The sequence below is a fragment of the Ruegeria sp. AN6 genome (assembly GCF_056540425.1).
Window position 1 is genome coordinate 19891 of the sequence record NZ_JBQFWR010000012.1, and the last position, 24658, is coordinate 44548.

Below are 24658 nucleotides of genomic sequence, written 5' to 3' on the forward strand. Positions count from 1 at the left end.
CTGGTGCGGGGCGAGCCCGCCAGCAAAATTGGGTAGTTTCAGGTCAGTTTCGTCGGTTTCGTGCGTCTTCGGCCATGCGTTCGGCTCCGCGCTTTACGGAATCCCGAATGCGCTGACTGTTCGCCTCTGCAAGGGAGGGGCCGTCTGCCGCACTGGCCGCACTTGCGCGTTGATTGGCAACATTGCCGAGATTATTCCCGCCGGAGCCCACGCCGGTCAGCCTTCCGCCCAGAAGTTTCACTCCGTGATGGCCGGCACCCTTGATCTGGGACTCGCCCAGTGCCAGCGCCGCACCGCCGATCCGCTGCGCGATCATCGGACAGATCAGAAGAAGCCCGGCGGTTATCCCGCTGATGCCCGCCAGTTTGAACATCTCCAGAGGAATGTCAGTGTCTGAAAGAACGCCATCAGTGACAGAATCGGAGACACCCTTCGTCGCGGCTAGAGCAATGCCCATGACTCCAAAGAGCAGGATCTGGAACAGAACCAGCATGGTGATGCCACGCACCCAGCCGTTGAAGATCTCCGCAGAGCTGCGCAGGTAAGCCCAGACGGCCATGACCGGGAAGATGGCGAGTAGAATGGCCATCAGAACTTTCGAGGCAACTAGTAATGCAAGCGCAATGACGATCATGGCAAGGATCGCGATCGCAGCGAGCAACGCCATGATGACCACGCCTAGTGCCTCGCCTGACAGGTAATCCGTCACACCATACGAACCCAATGCGGTCGTGATGTTATTGAAGGATGTGTCTGCAACATCGGCAAATGCAGTTGCCACGCCCCCGGCGTTCCCGGCTCCCCCAAACTGGCTGAGTACAGTGTTGCCGACATTGATGGGGAATTGGGTGAGGAATGGAAAAACGTACTGGGTCCAAAGCGCGCCGCCAGACACCGCCAGATAGAATAAGGAAAAACGAAAAACGAAGGTAATGAAGCCGTCCAGTGAAAAACTGCCTCGGAACCCGGCCGTTATTGCCCAGACCCCAAGCGCAGCCCCGGCGAGAAAGGTCAGGAATTCCGCGCTTGGTGTCGCAAGCGCCTGGAACACCTGTTGTGAGCCACCATTGATAATATCGTCAAAACTCTGATCGGTGCCAACAAGGAAGTCTCTGATGCTCATGACCCTTCATTCCTTTTCTTGTACTTTCGGACGCAATCGTTGATGGCTTTGTCGGATTCCCGGAAGGCAGCTGAAGCAAGCCCGAATTGCTCCGAGATTTCTTCGCGGGTCATCTCCATCAGATCATCACCGATTTCGATGGGGTCTTTGAGCCGAACATCTTTCTCCGGCATCGGTTCATTTGCGGCGAAGGCCGCCTCACATGTTTCGGCGTATGCGAGTCTGACCGTGGTTGCCTGGCGGTAACGGGCAACACGTTTTGCATCCAGCAGCCGCATGTTTTCGATCTGCTCTTCTGTCAGTGCCATTGCCGGTTGACCCGTTGTCAGAGCAATGGCGACGGTTGCTGCGATGAGTACAGTGTGAGTGGTGATGCGCATCAGTTGGCTCCCTGAGGTCGGTACGCCTTGCGGGCCACGAGGTCCTGACCACGCAGACGTTCGTTGACGATTGCAGCGTCCAGCTGACCTTGTGCGGATAATGTTTGCAAGAGTGTGGCGAGCATCATGCCGTTTTCGACCGCTATGCGTGTGTTCAGATCGATGCTGGCTTTCAGATCCTCAGTAGACGCGATCTGTTGACGGTAGCCGTCATAGCGCTGCATGGCTTCCCCAGCGCCTGCAAAGCCTTCCTCGGCGACGGCTAGGCCTGCAAGGCTCGATCCGGACACTAAATCATGGGATTTTGTTACCGGATCAGCATCCGACCGCCCCAGCGCCTGTAACCCGCTCAAGGGCTGGAAATCGACTTTCAATGCCTCCAGATGGTTTCCGAGACGGTTGTTCACCGAGTTGCCAGTCATGGACAAAGTGGTCAGCGAGGATGCCAAACGCCTCGGCGTAATATCGCCGTTGAACAGGTTGCTGATCTGATCCCGCGCGCCTGTGATCGCATTATGGGTTGCCCGCGCCTGGCGCAGTTGCTCCTGCAGCTCGTTCAACTGCAGCAACGCATTGTCCAACATCTTGGTATCGAGGTTCACCATTTCTCCGGTGGAATTCAACAGGGCGATCAGTTCGGCATGTTCCGTGGCGCTGTAGGTTGGAACACCTTGCGCGCTGGCTTTGTCGGGCAAACCAATAATCCCGGCCAGTGCAACGGCTGCTACGGTGGTTTTGAGAAGGGTCTTCATCATCAAGTCCTTTCAGAGAGGAGCTCAGATTTTGCCGATGCTGAGCGGTGGGGTAGTGGCAAGACCGGTTTGCGGAACCGGTTCTGCGTCAGCGATATTGCAATTGGCCTTCAACTCGCGGGGCGGGTCGACGACATCGCCAGCAATCGTGCAGGCCCCGAGCAGGGACAGGCCGAGGGCAACGAAAACGATGTTACGGATCATTGGGGGGTCTCCTGTGGGGCTTTGGGGGTCATGAAGGTATCGAGCCAGCCGTCCTCGCCGTGCTCCGCGCGCAGCCGGTCCATTTCTGCGACGCTTTCACCGGTGGCGGACAGCACGCGATAGAAGGGGGCAGGCAATTCCAGCCGGGTTGAAACCACCGCAGCGCCTTCTGTATTGCGGATCAGCGCCAGACGGGATTTTGGCGGCATGGACATTACTGCGTTGAACTCGCCTTCGGTCAGGCGAAAGGCGTCAATATAGGTCGCCCGATCCGCCTGCGGGTTGGCGAAGAAGATCTTGTTTTCAGACGACTGAACCAGCGTATCGGCAATGGCCGACTTCGACGCGTCCGACGCCTCCTGCGTCATGAACACCAGAATGCCATCAAGCTTCCGGATGGTCTTGATCCAGTCCCGAATGCGGCCGACAAACATTGGATCATCAAACAGGTTCCAGGCTTCGTCGATTTCGATGATCAGCGGTTTGCCAGCGGCCAGTTTGCGCTCGATCCGGTAGAACAGATAATCCAGCAGCGGCGACCGGATATCGGTGTCTTTCAGCAACGCGGTCATATCAAACGCGGTAATGGGCTGATCCAGGCTGAAACTGTCCTGCGGGTTGTCAAACAGCCACGCGCGGCTGCCGGACCCGTGCCACTTTTCCAGCGCATCAAGCAGTTGCACAGGCGCATCGCTGTCATCGACTGATCGCAAGGTGGCAACAAAGTCCGAGAAGGTGCGCAGGGCCGCATCACCCGATGCGAGGCGGCGCAGGCCGGAGGCGATCCGCCGCTCTTGTTCCGGGGTCAGCTTTTCCGCGCCGGTCAGGCGTTTGATGAACCCTTCAAGCCACTCGATCCCGGCCGCACCCGTTGCCACAGCAAACGGGTTGAACCCCAGATTGACGCCCGGTTTCAGCTGCAAGTAGGTTCCCCCAAGCGCGCGGATAAACGTCTCAGACCCACGATCCTTGTCAAAGGCGATGAAATGGGGCGGATCGGGCAGGCGATAGCAGCAGGACATCAGGAAGTTTGCCAGCAGGGTTTTGCCTTCGCCGGGGGCTCCGAAGATCGCTGTTGTGCCGGGACCCGCGTCCTTGTGGGATCCTTCCCGGTGAAACGAAAACCAATACGGCGTGCCGGCGAGCGTCCGGAATGCGGCGACGGGTCCGCCCCAGCGTAGCTTTTCCCGCGATCCGGTCGGCCAGGAATGCAGGTTGGCAAAATCGGCAAAGTTTTTGTCGGACACAAAGCGCTTTTTACTCCGGGCCTGATAGGCGAAGTTTCCCGGCAGCTGCGCCCACCAGGCCGCCTCTAACCCGATGTCTTCGCGCCGCGTGCGCAGATCCGCACCGGTCAGTGAGGAGTTCACACGCGTGGCCGCGTCTTCCATCTCCTCGCGGGTTTCTCCCAGAACGGCAACAGTGAAGTGGTGCCGCCCAATGGACATGGCGCGGGAGGCAACCGCATCGCGGGCCTCAGTCAAATCCTTCTGCAGCGACTCCGCTTCATCACCTGCGTCTGCCATGCCTCGCTTGGCGTCGCGGATCTTGGTGCCGCCCGACACGCGATCCATCGGTGTATAGCACTGGGTCGCAATGAACTCGCACCCTTCCCCCAGCAATTCATCGAACATGAAAAATTTCGACTTTTCGGGATAGGCATTGATCGCAAAGACGGCAGCGAACCGATCTCTGTCCCGTCCCGGTGACAGGCTTTCGACATAGGTTTTGCGGAAGGTGACACGACCGTTTGGCACCGCATCTGCCAGATGTGTCCAGGCGGGTGGTGCCTTTTGCCAGATCCCGCTTTGCAGCATCGACAGAAACGACAGCGTACGGCTGCGATCCGCATCTGACCCGGTGAGCCGGCGCGCGCCGAACACCGACAGATCGCGCATCGCTTGTTCCGCCGCCACATGCAGGGTTTTGCGGTTCTTGTTGCGGGCCGCGGTTGTTGCCGGATTTGACGCCGCCGCCCTAAGAGACCGCAACCCGGCATCAATCAACCGCTTGCCGCTGATGTAGGGGCGCCGCACGATTGTCAGGAAGTGATGCAGCTGAAACGTTTCGTCCTGATCCAGCTGTTCCCGATAGTGGCGATCCAGTTCTTCAGAAAACGCGGGGCCGGTCACGGGTGGTAGGGTGTCGGACAGATTCACTTTGGTCCGGATGATATGGCTGTAGAAGGCTGTTCGATTGTCTTCGAAGCTGGAGACAAGACGGGCGAGCGTGTCGTTGGCGGATTTGATTGCCACCCGGTCGGCGGTTTCGTGGATGAACCCCTTGAGTTCCAACACAGCCACCAGATCCCCGTTGCGCGTCGCAAATGTCCCGTCCTGCAGGAAGCGCACAAACGGGATATGTGTTGTTGCCGGAACCTCACGTGCGGCGCGGCGTGCTGACGGCATGGCCTTTTGAATCTCCGGGTGCATATTCATGTCAGTCTCCGGCGTAAGAATTGCCGCCCCAGAAGGGCTTGTTTTTGGTGAACAGTTTGCAGTCGGCCATCGTTGCCAGATGATCCGGCAGATAGGGATCGACGGAGACGATCCAGCGGGCAGCGAGATATGACGGGACAATTGCGAGCAATCCCCAAAAGCCGAGATAGCCTTGCGTCGTAATGAAGATCATCAGGGGTATGCTGACGGCAAAGATGTGAAACGTCATCGGCATCCCGGCTCTCTCTGAGGGCCGGGTGATTGCCTGGAATATCCGATTGTCATCACTCATCAGGTCGCAAATCCCTGAATGGCTTCCGCAATCCCGAATGCGCCAAAGAAAATTCCCAACACGATTATGATGACGAAGAAATGGCCCCACGTGACCGGCACGCGCGGGCTGGCCGCGGAGATGCCGGCAAGTGCTATGGCTGCGCCGCCGAGCAGGATTCCGTTGGCGCCTGTGATGAAGGCGCGTATCTGGGTTAGAATGGATACAGGGGCCGCAAACAGGTCCTGCGCCAGGGCCGGGCTGCTTAACGCAAGCAGGGCCAACATTGTCAGCGCTGCGAGGTTCTTTGGGTTGCATTTCATATGGTTCAGTCTCCTTGGTTTGAGCGGGTCAGGCGTCGGGGGGTAGCCCGGCCCCTTCGAGAACGGTTGCGACGTAATGGGTGGTCTCGGAGTAAGGCGGTACGCCGGCATAGCGTTCCACTGCATTGGGTCCGGCGTTGTAGGCTGCCAGCGCAAGCCGCCAGTTGCCGAATTTCAGGAACATGGCCTTGAGATATCGCGCGCCGCCGTCGAGGTTCTGAACCGGATCATGCGGATCAACGCCAAGGGCGGCGGCTGTTGGGGGCATCAGCTGCGCCAATCCCAGTGCCCCCTTGGGGCTGATCGCGTTGGCATTCCAGCGGCTTTCCTGATCGATCAGGGCGTGAAACAGGGGCACCGGAACACCGTGGCGCATTGCAGCCCGTTCCGCTTCACCGGCCCATTCGCCCTTGCTCCGGGAGCTTGCAATTTTTGGTGTAGCCTGTTCAGCATCGCCGCCATCTTCATAGTGTAAGCAAACCATTGCACCTGCCCGGAATGCCGGTTCCAGGCAGGTGCGGGTGGGGGCGGTCGCGCATAGCAATCGCCCTCCACTCAACAGCGGGCCATCACGACCCGCGCAAATTGCGGCCTCGTCACTCTGCGCCTGGGCAGATGATGCGAATGCCGTGATCAAAGGGAGGCTAATCAGCAACGGTTTGAACAAGTTATTCATGTCGACCAACTGTCCTTTTGGGACCTTGAAGAAGTTGAAGTAGGGGGAGATTGCTGGTCGAACCCCATCCCAAAATGAGTTTGATCGGCATCCCTCTCCGTCGCGACATCGTCCTGTCGGCGGGGAGGGAATTTACCGTCTTCATCGGGATTACTTTCCGCCAAATACTCAGGAACCTCAGATTCCCCGTGCTTGCCCGCACGTCCCTTCGATGTTCGTGAGTGGTGGCCGGAGATGCGCACGCCGCGAGCCGGGAATGGACCCATTGGCCCCTCGTCAAACCAGCACCAGCTCGGGTAGCGGGTTTCTTCCGAGGCGGTGGTGAGCAGCGCCAGTGCTCCGGAATCGTCGGGATTGTCGGCAACGAACAGGGCTACTGGATCTGCGGTATCCAGCAGAACCGCCGATGCGATCGGCGCATCGGCTGGCAGGTTGAACCGCATCTGTTTCTGGAAAGCGCGGGATTGTTCGGTCAGCGCCGTCAGAACATCCCGATCACGCAGGCCTTCGAACGGTATCCAGTTATCCGTCACCTGCATCAGGCCGATTTCATGGAGGGTCGGGTATCCCGCCTTTGCGATGGAGAAGCTGGCAATCACGATGGCATGGCCGGACCCCATGGCTTCAATCAGGCGCAGCTGATCCCCAAACACTTTCTCGAATTTCTGTGCTAGGTCTGCATCAGCAAAGAACGCGCAATCGGGGGCATGTTTGAAGATGAACCGCGCGCCATGCGCCGTAGCTTCCATGGCCTTGTACTCGGCAATGACCAGGCCGAATGGGGTGGCACCGTGCTTAGCTGGCCGCAGATTAGCAAAGATCCGGTTCCGTCTGGCTGCGATCTCTGCCTTATCGTCCACTTTGAAGTATTCCGGGACGTAGAGAATGTGGGACAGGTCTTGTCCTTTGGCGATCTTTCCGACAGCGGCCCGGCGCAGGGCGGAGTGGATCACGCCCCAATATCGTTTTCCGTTCATCCGGGGATACCACTTGCCCAAATCAGCCTCATGCCAGAGGAAGTTCAAAACACTGGTAATGGTCAGCTTACGTGGCGCGGCCTTCGCCTCGGTTGGCTTCCGACTGGTCATTTCCGGAGCGGCCCGGGATTTGGTGTTCTTTCGCAGTGGGAAGCCCAGTTTAAGCGTGGTTGTGCCGTCGTCGGGATCTTCGGTGATGGCCGACGCCCGGACTTGCGCCAATCCTGACAATTCTTCAGGTGGCAGGAAGGACGGGCAATCAATCGCATGATCCGGTCCGGTTCCCGGCATCCGTTTTACGATGAACTTGCCCGCCGTTGCCGCGACATACATTTTCGGGGCGGGCACACAGCATCCGCACTCAACGCGCGCGCCCGCGCTGTGCGCGGCCTTCAGGGCGCGTTGTCCGTGTTCGCTATCGATCACTAAGGGGATGCCGTTGAGGAACAGGGTCATATTGATTGTCCCGGTTTTCTTGCGCGCATGTTGACAAATTCGTGATCGAAATTGTTTTCGTATTGGTTTGAAAGGGTTGCGTTCGGTAGCTTTGAATAAGCCGCACCTGTTTGATTGCACGTCGCGGCTATGTGGTGGACACAGCCCAATCTGGGCTTTGCCACGCTCTCTCTTCGGTGTAGCACCACATGCATCGGAGAGAGTTTGGCAAGAAGAATGCGTGGCTTGGATTTGATGGTGTCGAAGGTCACGGCGATCACTCCTCCGTTCTCCCAATTAGGTCAGCATAGTTTACATAATAAGTCTTATGAGGTGTGGTTCTGGCGTGCTTGAGCGCACGCCTGTCGGACCCCTGAAGGCCGTTCAGAAGTCGCTATTGCTTTCCGAAGTCAGAGGCATTGACTCCGGCGCAAATGCTGTCCTTTTTAGGAGCAGCATTGAGGGTTGCTGTATTCTTCATCGCTTATGGTTCTCTCTTAATGTTTGAGGAATGCCTTGGGCTTGGGGCGTTTCTGGTCCTGTCGATTGCGCCAACAACCGACAGGACCGTTCATTGCTCGATTAGTTTCCTTCTTCTTGCTGCATTTGTTCTCCGATCAGACGCACCAGGATTGGCGCTTGCCTCCGCTATATGGCCGCGCGAGACCTTCAGAAATCAGGATGTCCCCGACGTTCTGTCCGTCCACACGTCCGAACGCCAAGAAACGGTCGTGCTTGTCCAGTTCTGGTTGGATGACCAACTTAATTTGGCCAGCTGTGTGGACGAGGTCCGTGAGCCTGTCTTTCGCCTTCAGGCCCAGAGCCTTTTCCGCATCACATTGTGGACGGTAAGTCTCAGGCGTATCAAAGCCGATGAGACGATAGCGATCATCGCCATGGTCGATGGTGTCGCCGTCTACTGCAACAACTTCCGAGGCGCGCAGAACCTTGGTCGTCTGGCCGAGGTGATGGTTTGCGACCAGCAGCCCGGCCAGTACCGCACCACAAAGAAGGAGTTTATTCATGCGCCCTGTCCTCCTTTCTGCAGAAGAAAGTCAGGACCTCGAGCAACGAAGCAAGGAACATCAACGTGCGTGCCCCCTGCCCCGCGCCATGTCGGGCGGATCGCGTTTTTTTGTGCTTTTTCGAAGAGTAGCCGAAAAATGCCTTGGCCCAGACGGCCGATAGCCACTGCCTGTTTTAAGTTAACCTTCAGACTACTTGGCTTTGCCGTCGTCTTCTGAATCGTCCTGATCAGGGTCTTTGTCAAAGTCCAGGTTGATGTGCCCCCGAACTCCATCGGTCGTGATCGTGAGATCATTGTGGAGGATGATGTCGCTGCCTTGTCTGAAGCGGTTGTGGAAATTAAACAGGCCCGGGAACAGAGACAGTCTTCGAGGAACAACCCCTTGAGACGTCGCCCTTTCAGAGATGAGGACGTTGTCCTTCCCATCGTAGCGATAGATGCAAATGTATTGCGGACGTCCATTTTGCCCCAGCTCGACTAGGTCATACCGAAATTCATAGTCCTTTCCCGATTCAACAAGGTCTCGTGCTTCGCCTTGTGTGATCAATGGAAAGTTCTTTCTGTGCGGCATGGTCGTCCCCCTATGAGACGACTTCTTACATCCTTTCGAAACCTGCGAAAGTTCAGATCTGGTATTTTCAATAATACATAATTTCAAATTTGCAAAACAGAAAATAATGTGTTCTAAAATTTATGCAGAATTCAGCCGACACAATTCACTCAATCTCTGTTGCTTGAAAGGATCCTACTATGTTTCGCATGACGCTACTTGGATGCACGTCCGCCCTGGCACTTGGTTTATCAGCCCCAGCCGAAGGCTACCCGATTGATTGCGCGATATTCCTTTGCCTCGCTGGCGGGTGGCCGAGTGACCCTGATTGCAATGCAGCGCGAGCGGAGTTCATTCGGCGCATAACACCCATGCCCGTTGAGCCGCCACTGCAACTTTGGCGCTGCCCGATGGGCGTTGCCTCTGGCTTATCCCAGCTCACGCCGATGCAACGCCTGGAAGCGATCAAGGCCGTAAGTGCGACACCAACTCCCGAGCTGCCCGGTGAAGAAGATGCAATTGTGGTCGAGGCCTCACTCACCTCAAAACTCTGGTCAACTAGTAGCGCAGACCAGAATGCGAGCTGGATACCCTTCGGTTCATTGCAAACGCCTTTGGCTAACACTTGGATCGGATCCCCTGCCCTGCCGGTGCCAACACTGACAAGCGTCGATCTGTCGTCAGCGGACTTTGACGTTGTCAGATCCATCCGCGTTTGGGATGTGCGGCACTACAGTTACAGGGTCCGCGAGCGCGAAGGCCCATGTTCTGTTCGCCTGGACATGGTTGTCGGAACCTATGACGAGAACGCCAACTTCCACTGGTCGGATCGTGCCCTTGGGCCAAGACCGGATTGGCTGCCTCTCCGCAAAAACTGCCCAAGCTATTTTCGCGGCGTTGGTGTCGAGTGGTCAGACATTTTTGGCCGATATGATTACGAGCTGGTCTTTTATTGACCAGCGCACCCGGACGGCCAGCTGAGCATACAATGTCTGTAACAAACTGCATTTACCCAACGCTTGGATTGCAAACCGCGTGAATCTTCGCTCGAACTTTTTTGCGTCCATCCGGGGTGCCAAACTCACATCAATTGCGAATGAAGTCATCTGTCCCGGATCACATTAGATGCGAATAACATGTCAGCTCGTGCAAATGGTCTATTCTGATTGCGTGTGTGCAAGCGCAGCAATCGTCGTTCGCTGCACCGAGCATGAACTGGTAAGATGCGGGACGAAGCTGCCATTTGGAATGTGCTTGGGAATGACCGCTGTCCAGTTCAAAGCGGATATTCAAAACTGAACTTTGCAGTTTCGCATACTACAACACGAATAACTAGGTCCTTTGGGGTGCAATGTCTGATGATGTGTTGGGCTGTCCAGTTTAGTTGTGATGGTGCTCCCAAGGTACCCAGCAGGCGCGTTCGCTCAGGATGGAGATTGTAAAGATCAACATCAAAGTCTCTGTCGGCCCAACCGACGGGTGAACGGGTAGTTTGCCCGGCTAAAATGATACTACAACAATTTAGAAACCACTCACAGCATCCATTCGACAGGTAACCACCTGACGATTGCGGTAAGCCCTCGATGAAAGCTATTGGTTTCCGGGTCCGTAGTATGCACAGTGAATGTGCCGTCCTGTTCTTCTTGAATCCAAATCATCTCGCCACTGTTATTGAGCTCTACGCGATACGAAAACTCGGTTTTGTTCAATTGCTCAGCCAGTGAAGCAGCAATCGTTGGGCTTTCGATCATGATGCCCATTTCAGTGTTGAGATGCGCAGACCTTGGATCGAGGTTATATGAGCCAATGAAGATCCGCTCACCGTCTGAGCCAAAGGTTTTTGCATGCAGCCCTGATGCCGACCCAGCCAGGATCTCTGGCAGGCTTCTGTCGCGATGTTCCCGCCGCAGGGCTCGCAGCTCCAGCAGTTCTACCCCGCTGTTCAACAAATCATATCTATAACGCATATACGCAGCGTGAACCGGCATCACGTCTGTCGCGTCCAAAGAATTGGTCAATATACGTACCCTAACACCTGACCTGGCCAACTCCTCCAAGACCTTAGAACCTCTTTCGCCAGGAATAAAATATGCCGAAACTAGGTCCAGTGAGGTCTGTGAACTTTTAGCGAATTCGATCAGTTGTTCGACCATCAGGTCTTCACTTTTAACTTCGCCCAATCCCTTCGCAGGATCGTCAACAAAAAGGGTGACCTCGCTCCAATCAAACTTCAGGTTATGAGCCGCGATGTGGTCGGCCAGTACACTTTCCTGAATCGCGTTTTGATAACCTGCGCCAACGGCGGTTTGCCGTGCTGCATCCGCCTTGGATTGCAGGCTGTTTACTGCTGGAGGATCTAAAAATAGTCCAGCGTCGTAAGACGAAGCACTGTTCCAGTAGGCGTCGAACGATCGTGAAACCTCGTCTACAATTGGGCCGATGGCTATAGCGTCTAAATCCAGGTAGTGCGTTCCAGCCCCATAGTCGAAATAGATGTCGCCGATGTTGCGCCCCCCAACAATCGTGGCAACCCCGTCTACAGTCATTGATTTGTTGTGCATCCGCCGATTCAGTCGGCTGAAGTCAATTGCATAAGACAGGAGCTTGGGTTTTCTCAACGTAAACGGATTGAAAATACGCACGTTCGCATTGGTGAGAGCGTTTAGCTCTGAAAGCAGATCATCCAGCCCCGAGATACCGTTGTCGTCGACCAGCAATCTGACCCGAACACCGCGTTCGGCTGCTGCCCTAAGCTCGTCAAGAAGCATAAGGCCGGTGACGTCATCTTGCCAAATATAGTATTGCGCATCGATTGAGGAAGTCGCCTCTCTCGCGAGGATAGCCCTGGCCGCAAATGCGGCGCGCCCATCGCCCAAAGTCCGCACCCCATCGAGCCCGCGGTTGCGTTCAACAACGTTTTTAATGGTTTCACCCAAGGGGCCGGCCCAATCGGCGTCCTGTTTCAACGTTTGCTGCGAAAAATTCTCCTCAGGCAGCGGAAAAGCCAACCTTAACCCAACAACGGCTAGCGCAATCACCGCTATCAAAACCAAACAAATTCTGATCAACCGCATTCAGTTTCCTGTAATTGGTGCACCGGGTTGCCCGTTTTGTTGAACCTGAGCTCAAATGTAGTTGAGTTTCTTAGCGATCCAAAACAGGATTTCAGCCAGCACTGAAATTGCACCGGCCTCTTCCGTGACTACCAGTGCGGTTCCTGATGTACCAAGCTGCGCACGATCCGAAGGAAGGCCTTCTGGGATATCAATAGTGACGATGTAGCTCGACGCACCAGTCAGTTCGCGCAGGCTAGGTAGCCCGCCCCTCGTGTCCAACGCGCCTTCTCGCGTTCCTGGCGGGATTGAACGTATAGTGGTCTCAAACTCTTGACCAGGCATTGTGCCCAAAGCAATCCGGATCGTATCGCCAACGGACACGTTGGGATAACTGCTTTGCGGCAACGCCGCGACGAGCAGACGATCTGAAGGAACCATAAAATTCACAGCACCTTGCAAGGTCGTGACACGATTGCCAGGCCGAAGCGAGAGCGCCGTCACAATACCGTCAGCAGGCGCACGTACAACTGTCTGCTGCAATGCCCACTCAGCTTGGGCCAGCGCCTCTTGAACTTCTACAACTCCGACATCGACTCCGTCCACTTGAGCCGCGATGCGTCGTTCAAGGCTTCGCCTACGCGCCTGCGCTGCACGCAGACCAGCTTCGAGTTGTTCAATCGTGGAAACTGCTTCCTGCAATTGGAACTCTGCTGCAGCGCCGCGTCCAGTAAGCTGAACGATGTCATCGCGACGTTGCACACCGAAAGAGAGTTGAGCTTCAAGAGATTCAATCTCCGCCAACGCCGCCTCATAGTCCGTCTTCAATTGGTCTGCTGCCGACTGTGCTGATGCGAGTGAAGCTTGAAGTCGAGCAACTTCCGCCGCGTAGGTGATATCATCAATTCGAAACAACTCATCACCCATTGCCACAGGTTGGTTCGCTTCTACTGCAACTTCAGTGACTGGGCCGGATACGTTCGGCGCTATGTTGATGACCGCGCCTTGCACAGACACAGTCCCAGACGGTGTCGTGTGGTTTAAGGCTCCGATCACAACCAGCGCTATGACCAATGCTCCACTATAAACGACTGTCTTGAAGAACCCGTTCCAAGGCAAGACTTTAAGCTTGGCAAAAACAAGCCAAACAATGCCAAAATACAAGCCGAGAATAATGAGCATTTTGATTTCCCTCACCGTGTTTCTTTTACATCCGCTGTCGTCAAAACTCGCGCGTATAGCTGATGCCAAGTAGGTTACGTTGTCCGAACGTGTTGTCGATGTAGCTACCAAACACACTGATGCTGTCGTCTGGCGACGCATTGAAGGTAACACCTGCACCGATGCTGAACCCTGAGTAGTCGTTTGAGCCGGCGGATAGGACACCCGCGGTCTTTATCGTCCAGCGTTCAGAAATAGGTTTGAGACCCAACAATCCGACATATCCACCTTTGCTGGCGATTTCGGTGGGAAAGGCATCGGCGAACTCGAAATCACTGTTGCTGATCCGACCATCGGTGTAGTTTGCACCGAGAGCCGGGAACAAAAACCACCCTTTCGGTCGGATGCCAAATGCAGCAAGAGGTACGAACGTTCCGATGGCGTATTGCGTTTGCATGACACCGCCTTCGAGTTCCTGCTCTGAGGCCGAGATATTCACGATGCCAAAATCGAAGAGGTAAGATCCGCCTATGCGCCACTGATCGTCCTCCGAGATTGATACGTTGATCTTAGTGACAGGCCCGAAAGCAACCGAGCCGAATACCGTGCCAAAATCACTGTAACGGACGCCGAGTTTCGTAACGATCTTGGTCGGATCATCCGAGAGTTTTTCATCTGGAACGGTCTGCGCCCAAGACTTGGAAGCCGCCACAGCAAAGAATGCCCCTAAAAAAGCACGGGATATCATTCGCCATCTGGTCATGCTCCGGTACCCTCACCATCTTTCGTGGCTTGGTTTTTCCGTTTCCGCGCTACCGCGCAGATAATGGTGAATACCAGGTTGATTGGAACCATCAGCGCCATGAATGCCAAGACGCTTGCCGAATAGGCCGGGTTGAAGCAACACGCATCCACAAGAAGGTAAACGAGGCCAACATTGCGCAGGTTTGTGCAGATGGCCAGAACTTGCCTATATTCCCGATTGCTGCCGCCCAAAAACCAACCGACCGCCATGAGCGAGAGAATGAAGATCAACATGGCGATCAGGCTTATCGGCCCAAGACCTACGGCCGCTTCTTGCCTGGCCCCGAGACTCGCTACGACAGATGCAATAAAAGAAACTGTCGATATGAGCATCGCCGGTTTGTAAATTTGCTCGGCCACTGTTGGAAAAAAACGACGGATCAACATACCCAACAACAGTGGAACCCCAATGACAGCCACGATACGGATTAGCAATTGATCCCAGGCAACACGTTCCAGTGCATCAGCAGGTAGAACAATCTGCGCCGCCGCCGGCGCTAGTATCAAGCCAATTATCGATAGTAGAAACAACAACCCACCAGCTGCACCGGCTTGACCTGGTGCCTTGGTCGAGAACTGGACTGCGTTGATACCGCCAGGAGCCACTGCCAACAAAAACAAAACGACGCCCACTGGTCGCGGAAGCGGAAAGAACCCTATGATCAAAATCGCAACTATCGGCGGGATGAAGACATTAGCTGCAAGCAAACGGGTAAGCCGTTTGCGTTCGAGAAGGGCGTCACCCATTTCGCGAAAGGTTGCACTCAATCCTATGCAGAGCATCGCGAGGCAGAGAAAAATATGGATGAACAGCGTGACGAATTCTTCGAAAGGAAGCGGGGAATCCATCACAGTGGTTCCACATTCCAAAGAATACTGATTGTAGCGTAAATTGCGACTGCGAAGACTAAACCGGCAGAGATCAATGCTGGTGAAATCGGAAAAGGCTTTCCGGAGATATCAGACAGTCGCTTAAGAAAAGTTATCTGTTGTATGATAGCAACTGACAGCATCAGCACCGCCAGTACCAGCATGAACAAACCAACAAAACGTGCGCGTTCCACCGGTGCGTCTTCTAACCCGGGAACTTCAGTCAGAATTCTGAATAGTGCGGGTATGGAGAAGCCGAACCCAATGAGTGACGTGGCCGTTCTCATATATCCCATCGTCGTCCTGTCCGATGCAAGCCGGGAACGCTCGAATGCAAGATCCGTGCGCTCTCCAGCCAACTGGTTGGTAGAACGCTGCGGTTCATCCTCATCGTCAAAATCCATGGTATGCCTCAGTGATAATTCTAGGTCTCATTTGGTTTGTCTGCGACCCGCTCTTCGCGAATTTCCCGAACCAGGAAATAGTCTAGAAAGGTTCGGACAAAGGCGATGGCCGTAAGCTTTGCAAGTTCTTCGATTGAAGGGTCTGTTGCGGTTGCAATAATGTCTGCGCCTAGTTGCAATTCGAGCGCCACGATCAGGTACTTTCCGAGGATGCGCCGCGCGACTGGCTCGGCGTCCGACTTTCGATGCATAATGAACGCTCGAGCGAAGGCAACACCTCCTGCTGCAACAACAATGACGCTCGCCGCTTCGAATAGTATCTGGATATAGCTCGCTGCTTGAACGATCAGGATTTCCAACCCATGCATGGTAACTATCCCGTTGCGGCAGGTTCATCTCGACTTTCAGTTCGACTGACAGACGACACTGCGCAAGCATTGAACAACTCACCTAAGTGCGCTTGATCAAGAGTTGTTTTGTGTGCGATGGCAACGATCCGGTTTGCCGGATCCTCGGCCCCCCAAGGGCGGTCTTTTGTCAACTCGACCCGCCGCCCGACAACTTGCAGCAAATAACGGTTGTTCGGGTCGTCATCGAGGTAAACAAACCCTTTGCAGCGATAGATATTAGATGGCAGTTCTCTCTTGATCATTCGTTCCAGCGCTTTGCGCTGCAAGGGAGCGTCGCGCGTATAACTCCAGGTGCTAAAGAAAGAACCGTGATTGTGCCCATGATGATGGTCGTGGCTATTCGCATGATCAGCCATCGCGCGAGACACATCGAAACGACCGACAGACAGCAGGATTTCGAGTGGAACGTTACACTTGACGGCAGGAACGATGCGAACCCTTGAGAAGAAGCCGTCTATCCACCTCTTTACCTTTGCAGTTTCCTCAACACCTGCCAGATCAACTTTGTTCAGGATTACAAGATCCGCAAATCCGATCTGCTGCAGCTTGAGTTTGGCAAGGTCCGGGTCGTCATAAGTGAAGACTTGATCGGCGTCGACGACACACGTCACACTGTCAAGCCGTATCAGGTCGCGATAGGCTGAATCCACGAAGGTCATATAGATGCTTGCTGGATCTGCCACGCCGCTGGCTTCAAGCAGTATGTACTCGATGGGATCATCACGTTCGATCAATGCGGCGACTGACTCAACGAGATCATCTCGTATCTGGCAACAGACACAGCCGTTCGCGAGGCTGATCATCCCATCTTCGACGTCAACAACCAGTTCTGCATCGACATTGATTGAGCCGAAATCATTCACAAGAATGCCAACTTTCAACCCATGACCACCCTTCAAAATCCGGTTCAGCAGAGTGGTTTTTCCCGCACCCAGAAACCCTGTTAGGATCGTCAGCGGTACAGGTTCTTTTGGGGCGTTATTCATGGCTGCATCCTTGGCAAGAACTGTGATCGCGCCGCGTGGCTCAGAAACGCGGCGCGTATTTTTAGTCAAAAATCAGATCAATCCGTATGATCGCGTGCAGCAATCAGGGCGTGGAGGTCGAAGCGGAACGTTTCTTCATCGTAGTGCTGCGTCAGTGGACGGAGCACGTCCTCAGGCATGTAGAGGGCCGGATCTAGTTCCCGTTCCCGCAGGAAGGCATCCTGTTGTTCCTCACGCGGCAAACGCGGTTTCGGGATCTGAATGTAGTCCGGCATCTCGCCATCCGGGAACGGTAACGTTCTGGGATCTGGTGGCTGCATCGCTGGCATTTCCGGACGCAGAGCCATGCGTTCCCAGATACGATCCTTGGTGACGTTGATTACCTTGATGTCAGGACCACCGAACAGGAACAAACCATCCCAATGCGCGCGGATTTCCGCGATCGCTTCGCCTGCTGATTCCTCGGTGTAGTGACAGATCACACCAGCCCGAGGTTGGATTTCATTCATCAGGTAACCCGCCGCATAGTAAGGCGTGTGGTAGGTATCCAGAGTGAATTCCAGAACTTCTTTGGGCGTGCCGTATTTGTAGTTGAGCAGTTGCGGTAGATCGGCTTGTCCTTCGGTCACGAAAATGTCGCAGCCTTTCGCAAACTCGATTGTGCTTTCATCAGGGCGCCCGTCGCCTGTCCAGACAAAGGACAATCCGGCTTCTTCCCAATCTACGCGATATGCTGACGCACCGCTTTTCACGTGGCTTCGCGCCCAGTGCGTGACTTTCAAACCGGGTTCTTCCAGTACCACACCGCCTTCGTCTTTGTAGTCGAACTCGACAACTTCGGTGTCGTAGCCGGCGCCAATCGGGCAGTGGTCAAAGTTCTCAAGATGCCATGTCATCATCTCATGCATCTTGTCGACCATATATTGGGTGCCCGTCTCTGGCCGGTCACCCGATGGGCCGAAAATGCGCAATCCGTTACGCCAACCACCCGACCATGCGCGGAACGGCATAAAGTAGGGCAGGTCTGCATAGTGGTCGACGTGCAAGTGGCTGATGAAGATGTCGCGCACCATCGGCGGCAAAATGCCAAGCTGAATAATATTCCTTACGCAGCCATTGCCGAAATCAAAGAACAGGCGGCGCGGGAAGGGAGTACCGTTCCCCAACTCCAGGACAATGCATGTGCCGGACTGTACCATCGTCGGAGGCCAAGGCGTGCTACCCGGAAAACAAATCCGCATCTCGCCTTTTGGCAAAAGCTCGTTGGGCGGGAAAAAGTTGTTGCTTGTACAGCCGGGTGTTGGCCGGAAATACTCCGGCAGCGTGATGCCACCGCCGGGGCGTTGCCCGTAAGGGTTGCGTGGTTGGCTCATTTTTGGATCCTCCGAGTTATTGTTTGTTACGCATTATTTGGCTTGTCCCTGGTTCCTGAAGATCAGGATCGGCGGTTCCTTCACATCGACGATGTCAATTGGCATCGCAGAGTCTCTGCGCAAGGCGTCGAATTTCAGACAGCAGCTCGTCTCGAACAGTCTCCCATTCTCTTCGTACAGGAGACTTTTCTGGTGAGAGGGCTACATGCTTAAGGGCTTCATCAAGGTCTTCCACCGCTTCACGTACATTTTCGTTCCTTAGCGCTCGGGACAGAGCTGCCTCGGAATACTCGGGTATGAGGGTGTGGAGTTCCCTGCAGTTCATGGCAGAATGTGACCTTTTTGTATTCACTTTAGCCAATATGTTAGAAGGTGGATGGAGCGAAAGGAAAGTGAGTTACGGTGAGCTAGGGGTAAGTTCAGCTTAAATTCAGAGGAGCGGGATGGTCATTAATTGATTGAAACGACAGCTTAAAATAGGTCTTTCTAAGAAAATGGTAACGGCTGAAGAAATTAGACACGCACTTGAGCGCGTCCTTACATCTGCAGAGTTTGCTGGTTCACCCAGACTGCAGTCCTTCTTGAGATACATTGTCGATCAGGAACTTGACGGTCATGGGAGTTCTATAAAGGGCAAAGTTATTGCGACCGATGTCTACGATAAGGAACTTGACGAGAACGGAGGGGCACTAAACCTCGTGCGGGTTGAAGCCCGTCGCCTACGGCGTGGTTTGGAGGATTATTACAGTGGCGCGGGCAGATCGGACACTTTGCGCATAAGTATGCAAACCGGAGGGTATCGACCACAGTTTGAACGATCCGTCGCGACGAAGCCAAGTGTCGGACAAAGCCAGTCGAAATCTTCGCACTCTGTCGGTTTATGGCGTCATAAACTCCTGCTTCCCCTCATCGGAACAACGCTTTTGTTGGTATTTGTCCTGGGGTATTTTGGTCTACGCGGTTCCCAATCGAAAACGGAGTTCGCAACCGTTAAAAGCGCCGCAGAACTGGCTGCACTTCGGGAGAAGTCAATTACCAGTGTTCAGGCGGTAAACTTAGCCGAGCAAACTCGTGGATTGTTTTTTCCATTATTCGACTTCCGACGGCAAGCCATCAACTTGGAAACGTTTCGGTATGTGATTGAACTCGATCCGAACCTTGCTGCAGGCTATGCGGGTTCGGCCCAAGTACTCACACTTAAGTCACTGCTTACAAGCAATGCTGACGCATCTACCGCTTTGATTGGTGAAGCTTTGGAAATGGCAGAGCACGCTACCACGCTGGACCCTTTGGATGGTTGGTCTCAAGCCGCTCATGGTTGGACCCTTGCCGTGACGGGAGACATTGAAGGAGCGCTTAGACGTGCCAGAATTGCCTTGGACCTTAGCCCTCAAGACGGCCACACTTTGGATCTAATAGGCATCACGGCCCTAGTGGTAGATGATCCAAAGTTTATGGCCGAAGTGTCTCACCCACAACGGTCTCGACTGGGCGTCGGCCGTTTCGCATACAACAATATCTACGGCGCTTCACAACTAATGCTGGAGAACTATGACGAAGTCATTGAGGCCTTCTCCAAAGCAGCAGAGCGAGGCCATCCCGTAAGTCCTCCAAGCCTCTTTTTGCTCGCGACCGCCTATCACGAAACAGGTAATACTTCAGGGGCGGAGAAGGCAATCGTCGAAATGTTGGACACTTGGCCGGACTTTCCTGCCCATGAAGTTATCGCTCGGTTTTTCGTGAATAACTCTGCAACTCGTTCGCGCGTTCTTTCGGTGCTTGATCTGTATTCACCAAGTTGAGTCAGCAGACGTTCAGCTAGCCGAAGGTGTCCGCGCGACCAACTCGCCACCTTCCCTCCAATCGATAACATCAACCTCAGTCTCGTTGTTTCAACCAATTTGGCTGTAAGTGCTCCTATCTACACATCGCAGACTTTCGCGCCCTGAGCACCATTGGCAACTTTGGGCTCTTCTTCCTCCTTCGTCGAAAAGAGAACGAACGGCTGCTATCCCAATTGCCTGCGCCGGCAGCATAGAACCAAGACGACGAGAGTCGTAAAGCACCAAGGGGCTTTCAGATTACCGTTGTCGCAACACTCTGATAGCAACCGGCCGCCTCTGATCCCCCGTCTTCCGAAACTGCACAATCACATCGATCATCGAGCGACAGTATTCCAGGATCTCCGAATAAGTCAGACCGGTATCCGCCTGCAGGACCATCAGAGCCAGACGTGACAGTGCGGAGTCCGGCGAGGCTGCGTGCAAGGTGGAAATTCCGCCGGGATGACCAGAGTTAATCGCTGACAGGAAATCATAGGCCTCAGACCCGCGCAGCTCGCCCATAATGATCCGATCCGGCCGAAACCGCAGGCAGGATTTAAGAAGGTCGCTGCTGGTGGCGTTCTTGTTCACTACAAGGGACACGGCATTGGGTTGACCAGGCCGAATTTCCAACACGTCCTCAATGGTCATGATCCGCTCGGAGGGATCGACCTCAGCAAGACAGGCGCGCAACCAGGTGGTTTTGCCAGATGACGTGCCGCCAGACAAAAGGATGTTCCACTTGGCCTTGACTGCTGCCCGCAGAAAACCTCCAAAACCACCATTGTCGTAGGCATCGAATACGGCAGCATCGGCCGGATCCACGCCGGTTTTCAGATCAGCCATGTTGGCTTCCGAATCCGGCAGACCCTTTATCAGATCATCAAGCGACATTTCACTGGCAACGGCGCGGCGCAGGGCAAAGGCAACGCCATCCTCAACAGCGGGTTTGACCACCACTTGGGCGCGCCAGAGCGAGCCGTTGATTTCAAATTGCGAACCGGCCAAGGGCGTTTTGCTGGAGATCGGATTTCCACCGGCCAGGTCCTGCGCCAAGGCCAAAGCGTCGTCCTCGCCCATGGGTTCTTCAAGCGGGCGCATGGCAGGCTCGCCGCTGCGCTCGACCCAGATCCGCCCGTCAGGGTTCAGGACAATCTCAGACAGGTGTGGATCGGAGAGCAATTGCTCTCCTAAGACGCGTTTCAATGTGCTTTCAAGATGACGGCTCATCGGGTGATCCCCCGATCCCCCTTGGCGCGATCCGCCCGGTCCCGGCGCAAGCGCGCCTGCACCTCCGGATCACGATCAACCTGACGATCGATGTTCTTCACATCCCAGGCTATCCGGGTGACATTGACCCGTTCCATTTCATCCGTCTCGGTGTTTCTGCGCGAGCGGGTGACTTCTTCTTTACCCGCTTCGACAAAGGTCACTTTGTCACCGATAGAGATGTTGTTCCGCGCCATCTGGTCCTGCAAGGCCGTGCCCCAGATCCGGTGCGGCGCGTCTTTGCCCTCGACCTTCATATCTACGTAGAACGACGTACTGCTCGGATCGTCGGGGCGCACCAGGCTTTCTTTTGCGTCGATGATGACACCGGTGACGCCTGCCCGTGCGATCTGCTCGACACGCTCCGCCTCCGGCGAAGACACGCGGGGCGGTACGGAACGGTCATGAGACCGATCGGTCTCGCGTGGCCCACGCTCAATGTCAGATGCCCTCCAGGCACGGCGCTTGGCTTCGACCTCTTTCTCTTCGCCGGTTTCTTTGTCGCGTTTTTTCACGGTGACATATTTGAACCCGTCATGCGCCAGGGTGGCGGTGTCGCCAACGGCCAGGTTCTGGCGCTCCAACATGTCGGGCAGATCAACGCCCCAGACGCGGTAAGGCTTGTCGCGGCCGTCCATTTGCAAATCGACATAAGGCGACTGGCTATCCTTGTCCTCTGTGTCGTAAAGCGTCGATCCTGTTGCCAAGATCTGGCCGCGCACACCGACCTTCAAGTCCGGGCGCCCCGATCCCTGCCGGGTCTGACCCTCTGTGCGTGCGGTGGTCTCATCGGCGCGGGCCTCACCATAGACCCGCTTGTCCACTGTAGCCTCAATCTCTCCCAGACGTCCGCCAATGGATGCGGCATCAAACCCAAGCCGTTTTTCGCGGGCGATGTCTTTGACTAATTCACTGGATGCGCGATCCGCCAGATATTGATCACCCCTGTTCTCGGAGAAGGCGCGGTTGATCTCGCGGATCTCGCCACGGGCATCCCGGTAAATCTCAGCAGCGGCCTTGTAGACCGCTTTCATTTCAGTGCGGGCCTGGTTCTCGCTGAGGGATAGAGCATTGGCGAGGGTTCGCACATCGCGTTCGAACCAATTCTCCCGGGTCTGACGATCCACATCCGCGCCGTTTCGAATGCGCGAGAGAGCCAGATCCCCGTTCATGCCCATCATTTCGAAATGCTCGGATACCTTACGATCCGCTTCGGTCAACACGGCCTTGGTTGCTGAACCGCGCGGATCATCCGTAAGGGACCTCTCCTGACCATCTGCGGGCGCGCGGTCCTGTCCATGCGCCTGCGTCCGCGATGGATCTGCAGCATCGCGCTCGGCAGCCCGGCGTTGGCGCATCGGGTCGGTATCGTCGCGCCCGACCTCAACGTCATCATCCCTTTCCAAGCGCTTGCCAAAGAACGTCCTGGTCTCTTCATCCATCAACGGCTCGTAGTCCCGCAGAACACGGGAAATTGCCGCTTCTGTCTGACTGCGCTTGTCCTCATCCTCCATGGCATCGGCCTTGTCCGTCATGCCCTGGATAAAGCTGCGGATGTCACTGCTTATGGCTTTGATCTCACCGTCAATGGCCGAAGCTTGTGCCGGATCCATCGGGTTGGCGACTTGTTCGTTCATGTCGAGTTCCTCTGTTTTGAGAGCCCCGTCCGGCAACAGGATTTTGGCTGCGCCGAGAACAGCCGTTGCAATTGTGCCCAGGGTCTCGGCTCGCCCGGGGTAATGCGTAGTGAAAATGCCCTGATCGAGCCCGGCCTGATGCGACCGGAGGGTTTTGCCCAAGGCGACATAATCTGCGTTCCGTTGATGTTTCATCATCTGAAGCTGGTCAGGCGCGACCGGCCGCTGCCGACCGACACCAAAGAACGGAAACCCGCTGCGTCGGTCCGGTGCCGGCCGTTCGCGCAACTCCCGAACCTCTCTGCGCGCATGAATGCGGGCGCTGCTCTCGCGGCTGGGACGAAGATTGCGGCTGAATCTGCTGGTGGCGGTCAGGACAATGCCAACGTCCCGCGCGGTCTCGGCTTGCAGGTCGCGCAGATCCTGAGGCGTAATGCCATACCGGCTCAGCTGAAGGGTTCTCCCCAACGCCCCTGCCCTGCTGATGACCAGATGGGTATGCGGATGGCCGGTGTCGTCATGATGGGCCATGACGTATTTGTAGCGGTCGCCATACGCACCGTTTGTCAGCCGTTCCGCAAAACCACGGGCGGCCTGCTTTGCGGCTTCCCGGTCCGTGCCTTTTGGGTAAGACAAGATCACGTGATAGGTGTAGCTTGTCGTGCGCGCATCCATCCGGGCCCAGTCTTTGGCCCACGCCTCCTGAACATCGCGCAGCGCATCCATTCCCTGCACCACCTCTCCGGTGTCACCGCGCTCCATCTCAACGGTGCCTTTCCGGGTGATATAGGACAGCTGGCAACCCAAACGGCCGGATTTCGCGACGCCGCCACCGCGGACAACTTTGACCACCGCCTGGTTGGTCAGCAACGCATTGGCGATCATCCCGGCCGGTCCGCCCGACACGCTTTGTCGGTGCGCGGACCGCCGTCCCGGTCGCGTGGGGGTTTGGCCCGGACGCGGTTTCAGGTTCGGAATGAGTTGAAACTCACCAAACAAGGCCTCCCAGGCCGGGTCATATGCCGTGGTCAGGCTGGTCATCCCCTGGCCTTTGCTTTGGGGGACACCCGCGCGGCCCGCCGCTTCTCGGCCCGCCGCTCAATCTCAAGCGCACGCGTAAATGATCGCTCGCGGGCCGCATCAGCGTACTCTTCGAACAGCTGACGCAACTCCCGGATCTCGACCTTCATCGCTTCGATCTGATCAGCTACGTGTTTGTCGAGCCGAAGCTTTCCGGCACCGGCGTCACGTGTTAGCTGGTTGAGAGTGTTCCCCATGCGCACCAACTGGACCAGATGCGCTTCGAAGTGCTGGGTCCTGAACTCTTCTTTGGTCGGGATTCCGAAGGCCACGCGCAGGCAAACGCGCACCAACCCGGTCACACTGCGCAGCTGCATCGCCTGACTGCGTTGCTTGAGGAACGCCAATTCGTCCTCATCAAAACGCATGGTTGTGGTGACGGATTTAGGTTGGCCGGTTGGCATCGGGGCGGTTCTCCACGATCAGAAATCGTGCGAGGCCCCGGCAGACCGCGCGTTGGTTGCTTCAAGTTTAAGTTGAATGGATGGCCGACTGCAAGTCCAACAGATTGTCGATAGCACAATCTGTATTATCCCGCAAAACAAGCGTAGCAAAACAAGCGTAGAATGTAGATGGGCTGTAAGGGGCGATACAGCCCATCTAACGATCAGCAGCGCCTGCTGGTCGGCGGT

At 55.5% G+C, this 24658-nt stretch carries 24 protein-coding genes; 2 read left to right on the top strand and 22 right to left on the bottom strand.

Features of this window, described 5'->3' with window-relative positions; genetic code table 11:
• Positions 1-43: 43 nt before the first annotated feature.
• From ACR0MQ_RS17005 to ACR0MQ_RS17055, 11 genes are all read right to left on the bottom strand, one after another.
• Positions 44-1123, bottom strand: a complete 1080-nt coding sequence (locus ACR0MQ_RS17005; RefSeq protein ID WP_480609639.1) for a type IV secretion system protein — start codon at positions 1121-1123, stop codon at positions 44-46.
• Positions 1120-1503: a hypothetical protein gene (locus ACR0MQ_RS17010; protein WP_480609642.1), complete on the bottom strand. Its 384-nt coding sequence runs from the start codon at positions 1501-1503 to the stop codon at positions 1120-1122. Before ACR0MQ_RS17010 ends, ACR0MQ_RS17005 begins: the two co-directional genes overlap by 4 nt.
• The gene (locus ACR0MQ_RS17015; protein ID WP_480609645.1) at positions 1503-2255 is read right to left on the bottom strand and encodes a type IV secretion system protein; all 753 of its coding nucleotides are present in this window, start codon (positions 2253-2255) and stop codon (positions 1503-1505) included. The genes ACR0MQ_RS17010 and ACR0MQ_RS17015 overlap by 1 nt, the downstream gene beginning before the upstream one ends.
• A gap of 24 nt (positions 2256-2279) precedes the next feature.
• Positions 2280-2459, bottom strand: coding sequence for a hypothetical protein (locus ACR0MQ_RS17020; RefSeq protein ID WP_480609648.1), 180 nt, complete (start codon positions 2457-2459; stop codon positions 2280-2282).
• Positions 2456-4897: a VirB4 family type IV secretion/conjugal transfer ATPase gene (locus ACR0MQ_RS17025; RefSeq protein WP_480609651.1), complete on the bottom strand. Its 2442-nt coding sequence runs from the start codon at positions 4895-4897 to the stop codon at positions 2456-2458. The genes ACR0MQ_RS17020 and ACR0MQ_RS17025 overlap by 4 nt, the downstream gene beginning before the upstream one ends.
• 1 nt (position 4898) lies before the next feature.
• Positions 4899-5189, bottom strand: a complete 291-nt coding sequence (locus ACR0MQ_RS17030) for a VirB3 family type IV secretion system protein (protein WP_480609654.1) — start codon at positions 5187-5189, stop codon at positions 4899-4901.
• Positions 5189-5491 (bottom strand): TrbC/VirB2 family protein, encoded by a 303-nt coding sequence (locus ACR0MQ_RS17035; RefSeq protein WP_480609657.1) that lies wholly within the window; start codon positions 5489-5491, stop codon positions 5189-5191. Before ACR0MQ_RS17035 ends, ACR0MQ_RS17030 begins: the two co-directional genes overlap by 1 nt.
• Before the next feature lie 28 nt (positions 5492-5519).
• Positions 5520-6167 (bottom strand): lytic transglycosylase domain-containing protein, encoded by a 648-nt coding sequence (locus tag ACR0MQ_RS17040; RefSeq protein ID WP_480609660.1) that lies wholly within the window; start codon positions 6165-6167, stop codon positions 5520-5522.
• The gene (locus ACR0MQ_RS17045) at positions 6164-7600 is read right to left on the bottom strand and encodes a DUF1173 family protein (protein ID WP_480609662.1); all 1437 of its coding nucleotides are present in this window, start codon (positions 7598-7600) and stop codon (positions 6164-6166) included. The genes ACR0MQ_RS17040 and ACR0MQ_RS17045 overlap by 4 nt, the downstream gene beginning before the upstream one ends.
• Positions 7601-8196: 596 nt before the next feature.
• Positions 8197-8604: a thermonuclease family protein gene (locus ACR0MQ_RS17050; RefSeq protein ID WP_480609665.1), complete on the bottom strand. Its 408-nt coding sequence runs from the start codon at positions 8602-8604 to the stop codon at positions 8197-8199.
• Between the two features lie 192 nt (positions 8605-8796).
• A complete protein-coding gene (locus ACR0MQ_RS17055; protein ID WP_480609668.1) occupies positions 8797-9177 on the bottom strand; it encodes a hypothetical protein in 381 nt (126 codons plus the stop codon).
• 350 nt (positions 9178-9527) lie between these two features.
• Here ACR0MQ_RS17055 and ACR0MQ_RS17060 point away from each other — a divergent pair, with 350 nt between their 5' ends.
• A complete protein-coding gene (locus tag ACR0MQ_RS17060; protein ID WP_480609671.1) occupies positions 9528-10112 on the top strand; it encodes a hypothetical protein in 585 nt (194 codons plus the stop codon).
• Between the two features lie 576 nt (positions 10113-10688).
• Here the strand turns inward: ACR0MQ_RS17060 and ACR0MQ_RS17065 are convergent.
• From ACR0MQ_RS17065 to gntH, 8 genes are all read right to left on the bottom strand, one after another.
• The gene (locus tag ACR0MQ_RS17065) at positions 10689-12164 is read right to left on the bottom strand and encodes a phospholipase D family protein (RefSeq protein WP_480609674.1); all 1476 of its coding nucleotides are present in this window, start codon (positions 12162-12164) and stop codon (positions 10689-10691) included.
• 117 nt (positions 12165-12281) lie between these two features.
• Positions 12282-13391, bottom strand: a complete 1110-nt coding sequence (locus ACR0MQ_RS17070) for an HlyD family secretion protein (protein ID WP_480609677.1) — start codon at positions 13389-13391, stop codon at positions 12282-12284.
• 40 nt (positions 13392-13431) lie between these two features.
• Entirely contained in the window at positions 13432-14133 is a 702-nt protein-coding gene (locus ACR0MQ_RS17075; protein ID WP_425079291.1) for a hypothetical protein, read from the bottom strand.
• On the bottom strand, positions 14130-15023 hold the full coding sequence (locus tag ACR0MQ_RS17080; protein ID WP_425079292.1) for a bile acid:sodium symporter family protein: 894 nt from the start codon (positions 15021-15023) through the stop codon (positions 14130-14132). Before ACR0MQ_RS17080 ends, ACR0MQ_RS17075 begins: the two co-directional genes overlap by 4 nt.
• Complete coding sequence (locus ACR0MQ_RS17085; protein WP_425079293.1) at positions 15023-15448, bottom strand: YidH family protein; 426 nt, start codon at positions 15446-15448, stop codon at positions 15023-15025. The genes ACR0MQ_RS17080 and ACR0MQ_RS17085 overlap by 1 nt, the downstream gene beginning before the upstream one ends.
• A 20-nt stretch (positions 15449-15468) precedes the next feature.
• Complete coding sequence (locus ACR0MQ_RS17090) at positions 15469-15816, bottom strand: DUF1622 domain-containing protein (protein ID WP_425079294.1); 348 nt, start codon at positions 15814-15816, stop codon at positions 15469-15471.
• A 5-nt stretch (positions 15817-15821) separates the two neighbouring features.
• A complete protein-coding gene (locus ACR0MQ_RS17095; RefSeq protein ID WP_425079295.1) occupies positions 15822-16844 on the bottom strand; it encodes a CobW family GTP-binding protein in 1023 nt (340 codons plus the stop codon).
• A 77-nt stretch (positions 16845-16921) separates the two neighbouring features.
• Positions 16922-18217: a guanitoxin biosynthesis MBL fold metallo-hydrolase GntH gene (gntH, locus tag ACR0MQ_RS17100; RefSeq protein WP_425079296.1), complete on the bottom strand. Its 1296-nt coding sequence runs from the start codon at positions 18215-18217 to the stop codon at positions 16922-16924.
• Between the two features lie 458 nt (positions 18218-18675).
• Here gntH and ACR0MQ_RS17105 point away from each other — a divergent pair, with 458 nt between their 5' ends.
• A complete protein-coding gene (locus ACR0MQ_RS17105) occupies positions 18676-20019 on the top strand; it encodes a tetratricopeptide repeat protein (protein ID WP_480609684.1) in 1344 nt (447 codons plus the stop codon).
• 279 nt (positions 20020-20298) lie between these two features.
• Here the strand turns inward: ACR0MQ_RS17105 and ACR0MQ_RS17110 are convergent, their stop codons facing one another.
• Genes ACR0MQ_RS17110 through ACR0MQ_RS17120 form a run of 3 tightly spaced genes read right to left on the bottom strand, consistent with a single transcriptional unit; the run spans position 20299 to position 24430 of the window.
• Positions 20299-21270, bottom strand: a complete 972-nt coding sequence (locus ACR0MQ_RS17110) for an ATPase, T2SS/T4P/T4SS family (RefSeq protein ID WP_480609687.1) — start codon at positions 21268-21270, stop codon at positions 20299-20301.
• The gene (locus tag ACR0MQ_RS17115; protein ID WP_480609690.1) at positions 21267-23987 is read right to left on the bottom strand and encodes a relaxase/mobilization nuclease domain-containing protein; all 2721 of its coding nucleotides are present in this window, start codon (positions 23985-23987) and stop codon (positions 21267-21269) included. Before ACR0MQ_RS17115 ends, ACR0MQ_RS17110 begins: the two co-directional genes overlap by 4 nt.
• Complete coding sequence (locus ACR0MQ_RS17120) at positions 23984-24430, bottom strand: MobC domain-containing protein (protein WP_480609692.1); 447 nt, start codon at positions 24428-24430, stop codon at positions 23984-23986. The genes ACR0MQ_RS17115 and ACR0MQ_RS17120 overlap by 4 nt, the downstream gene beginning before the upstream one ends.
• Positions 24431-24658 lie beyond the last annotated feature (228 nt).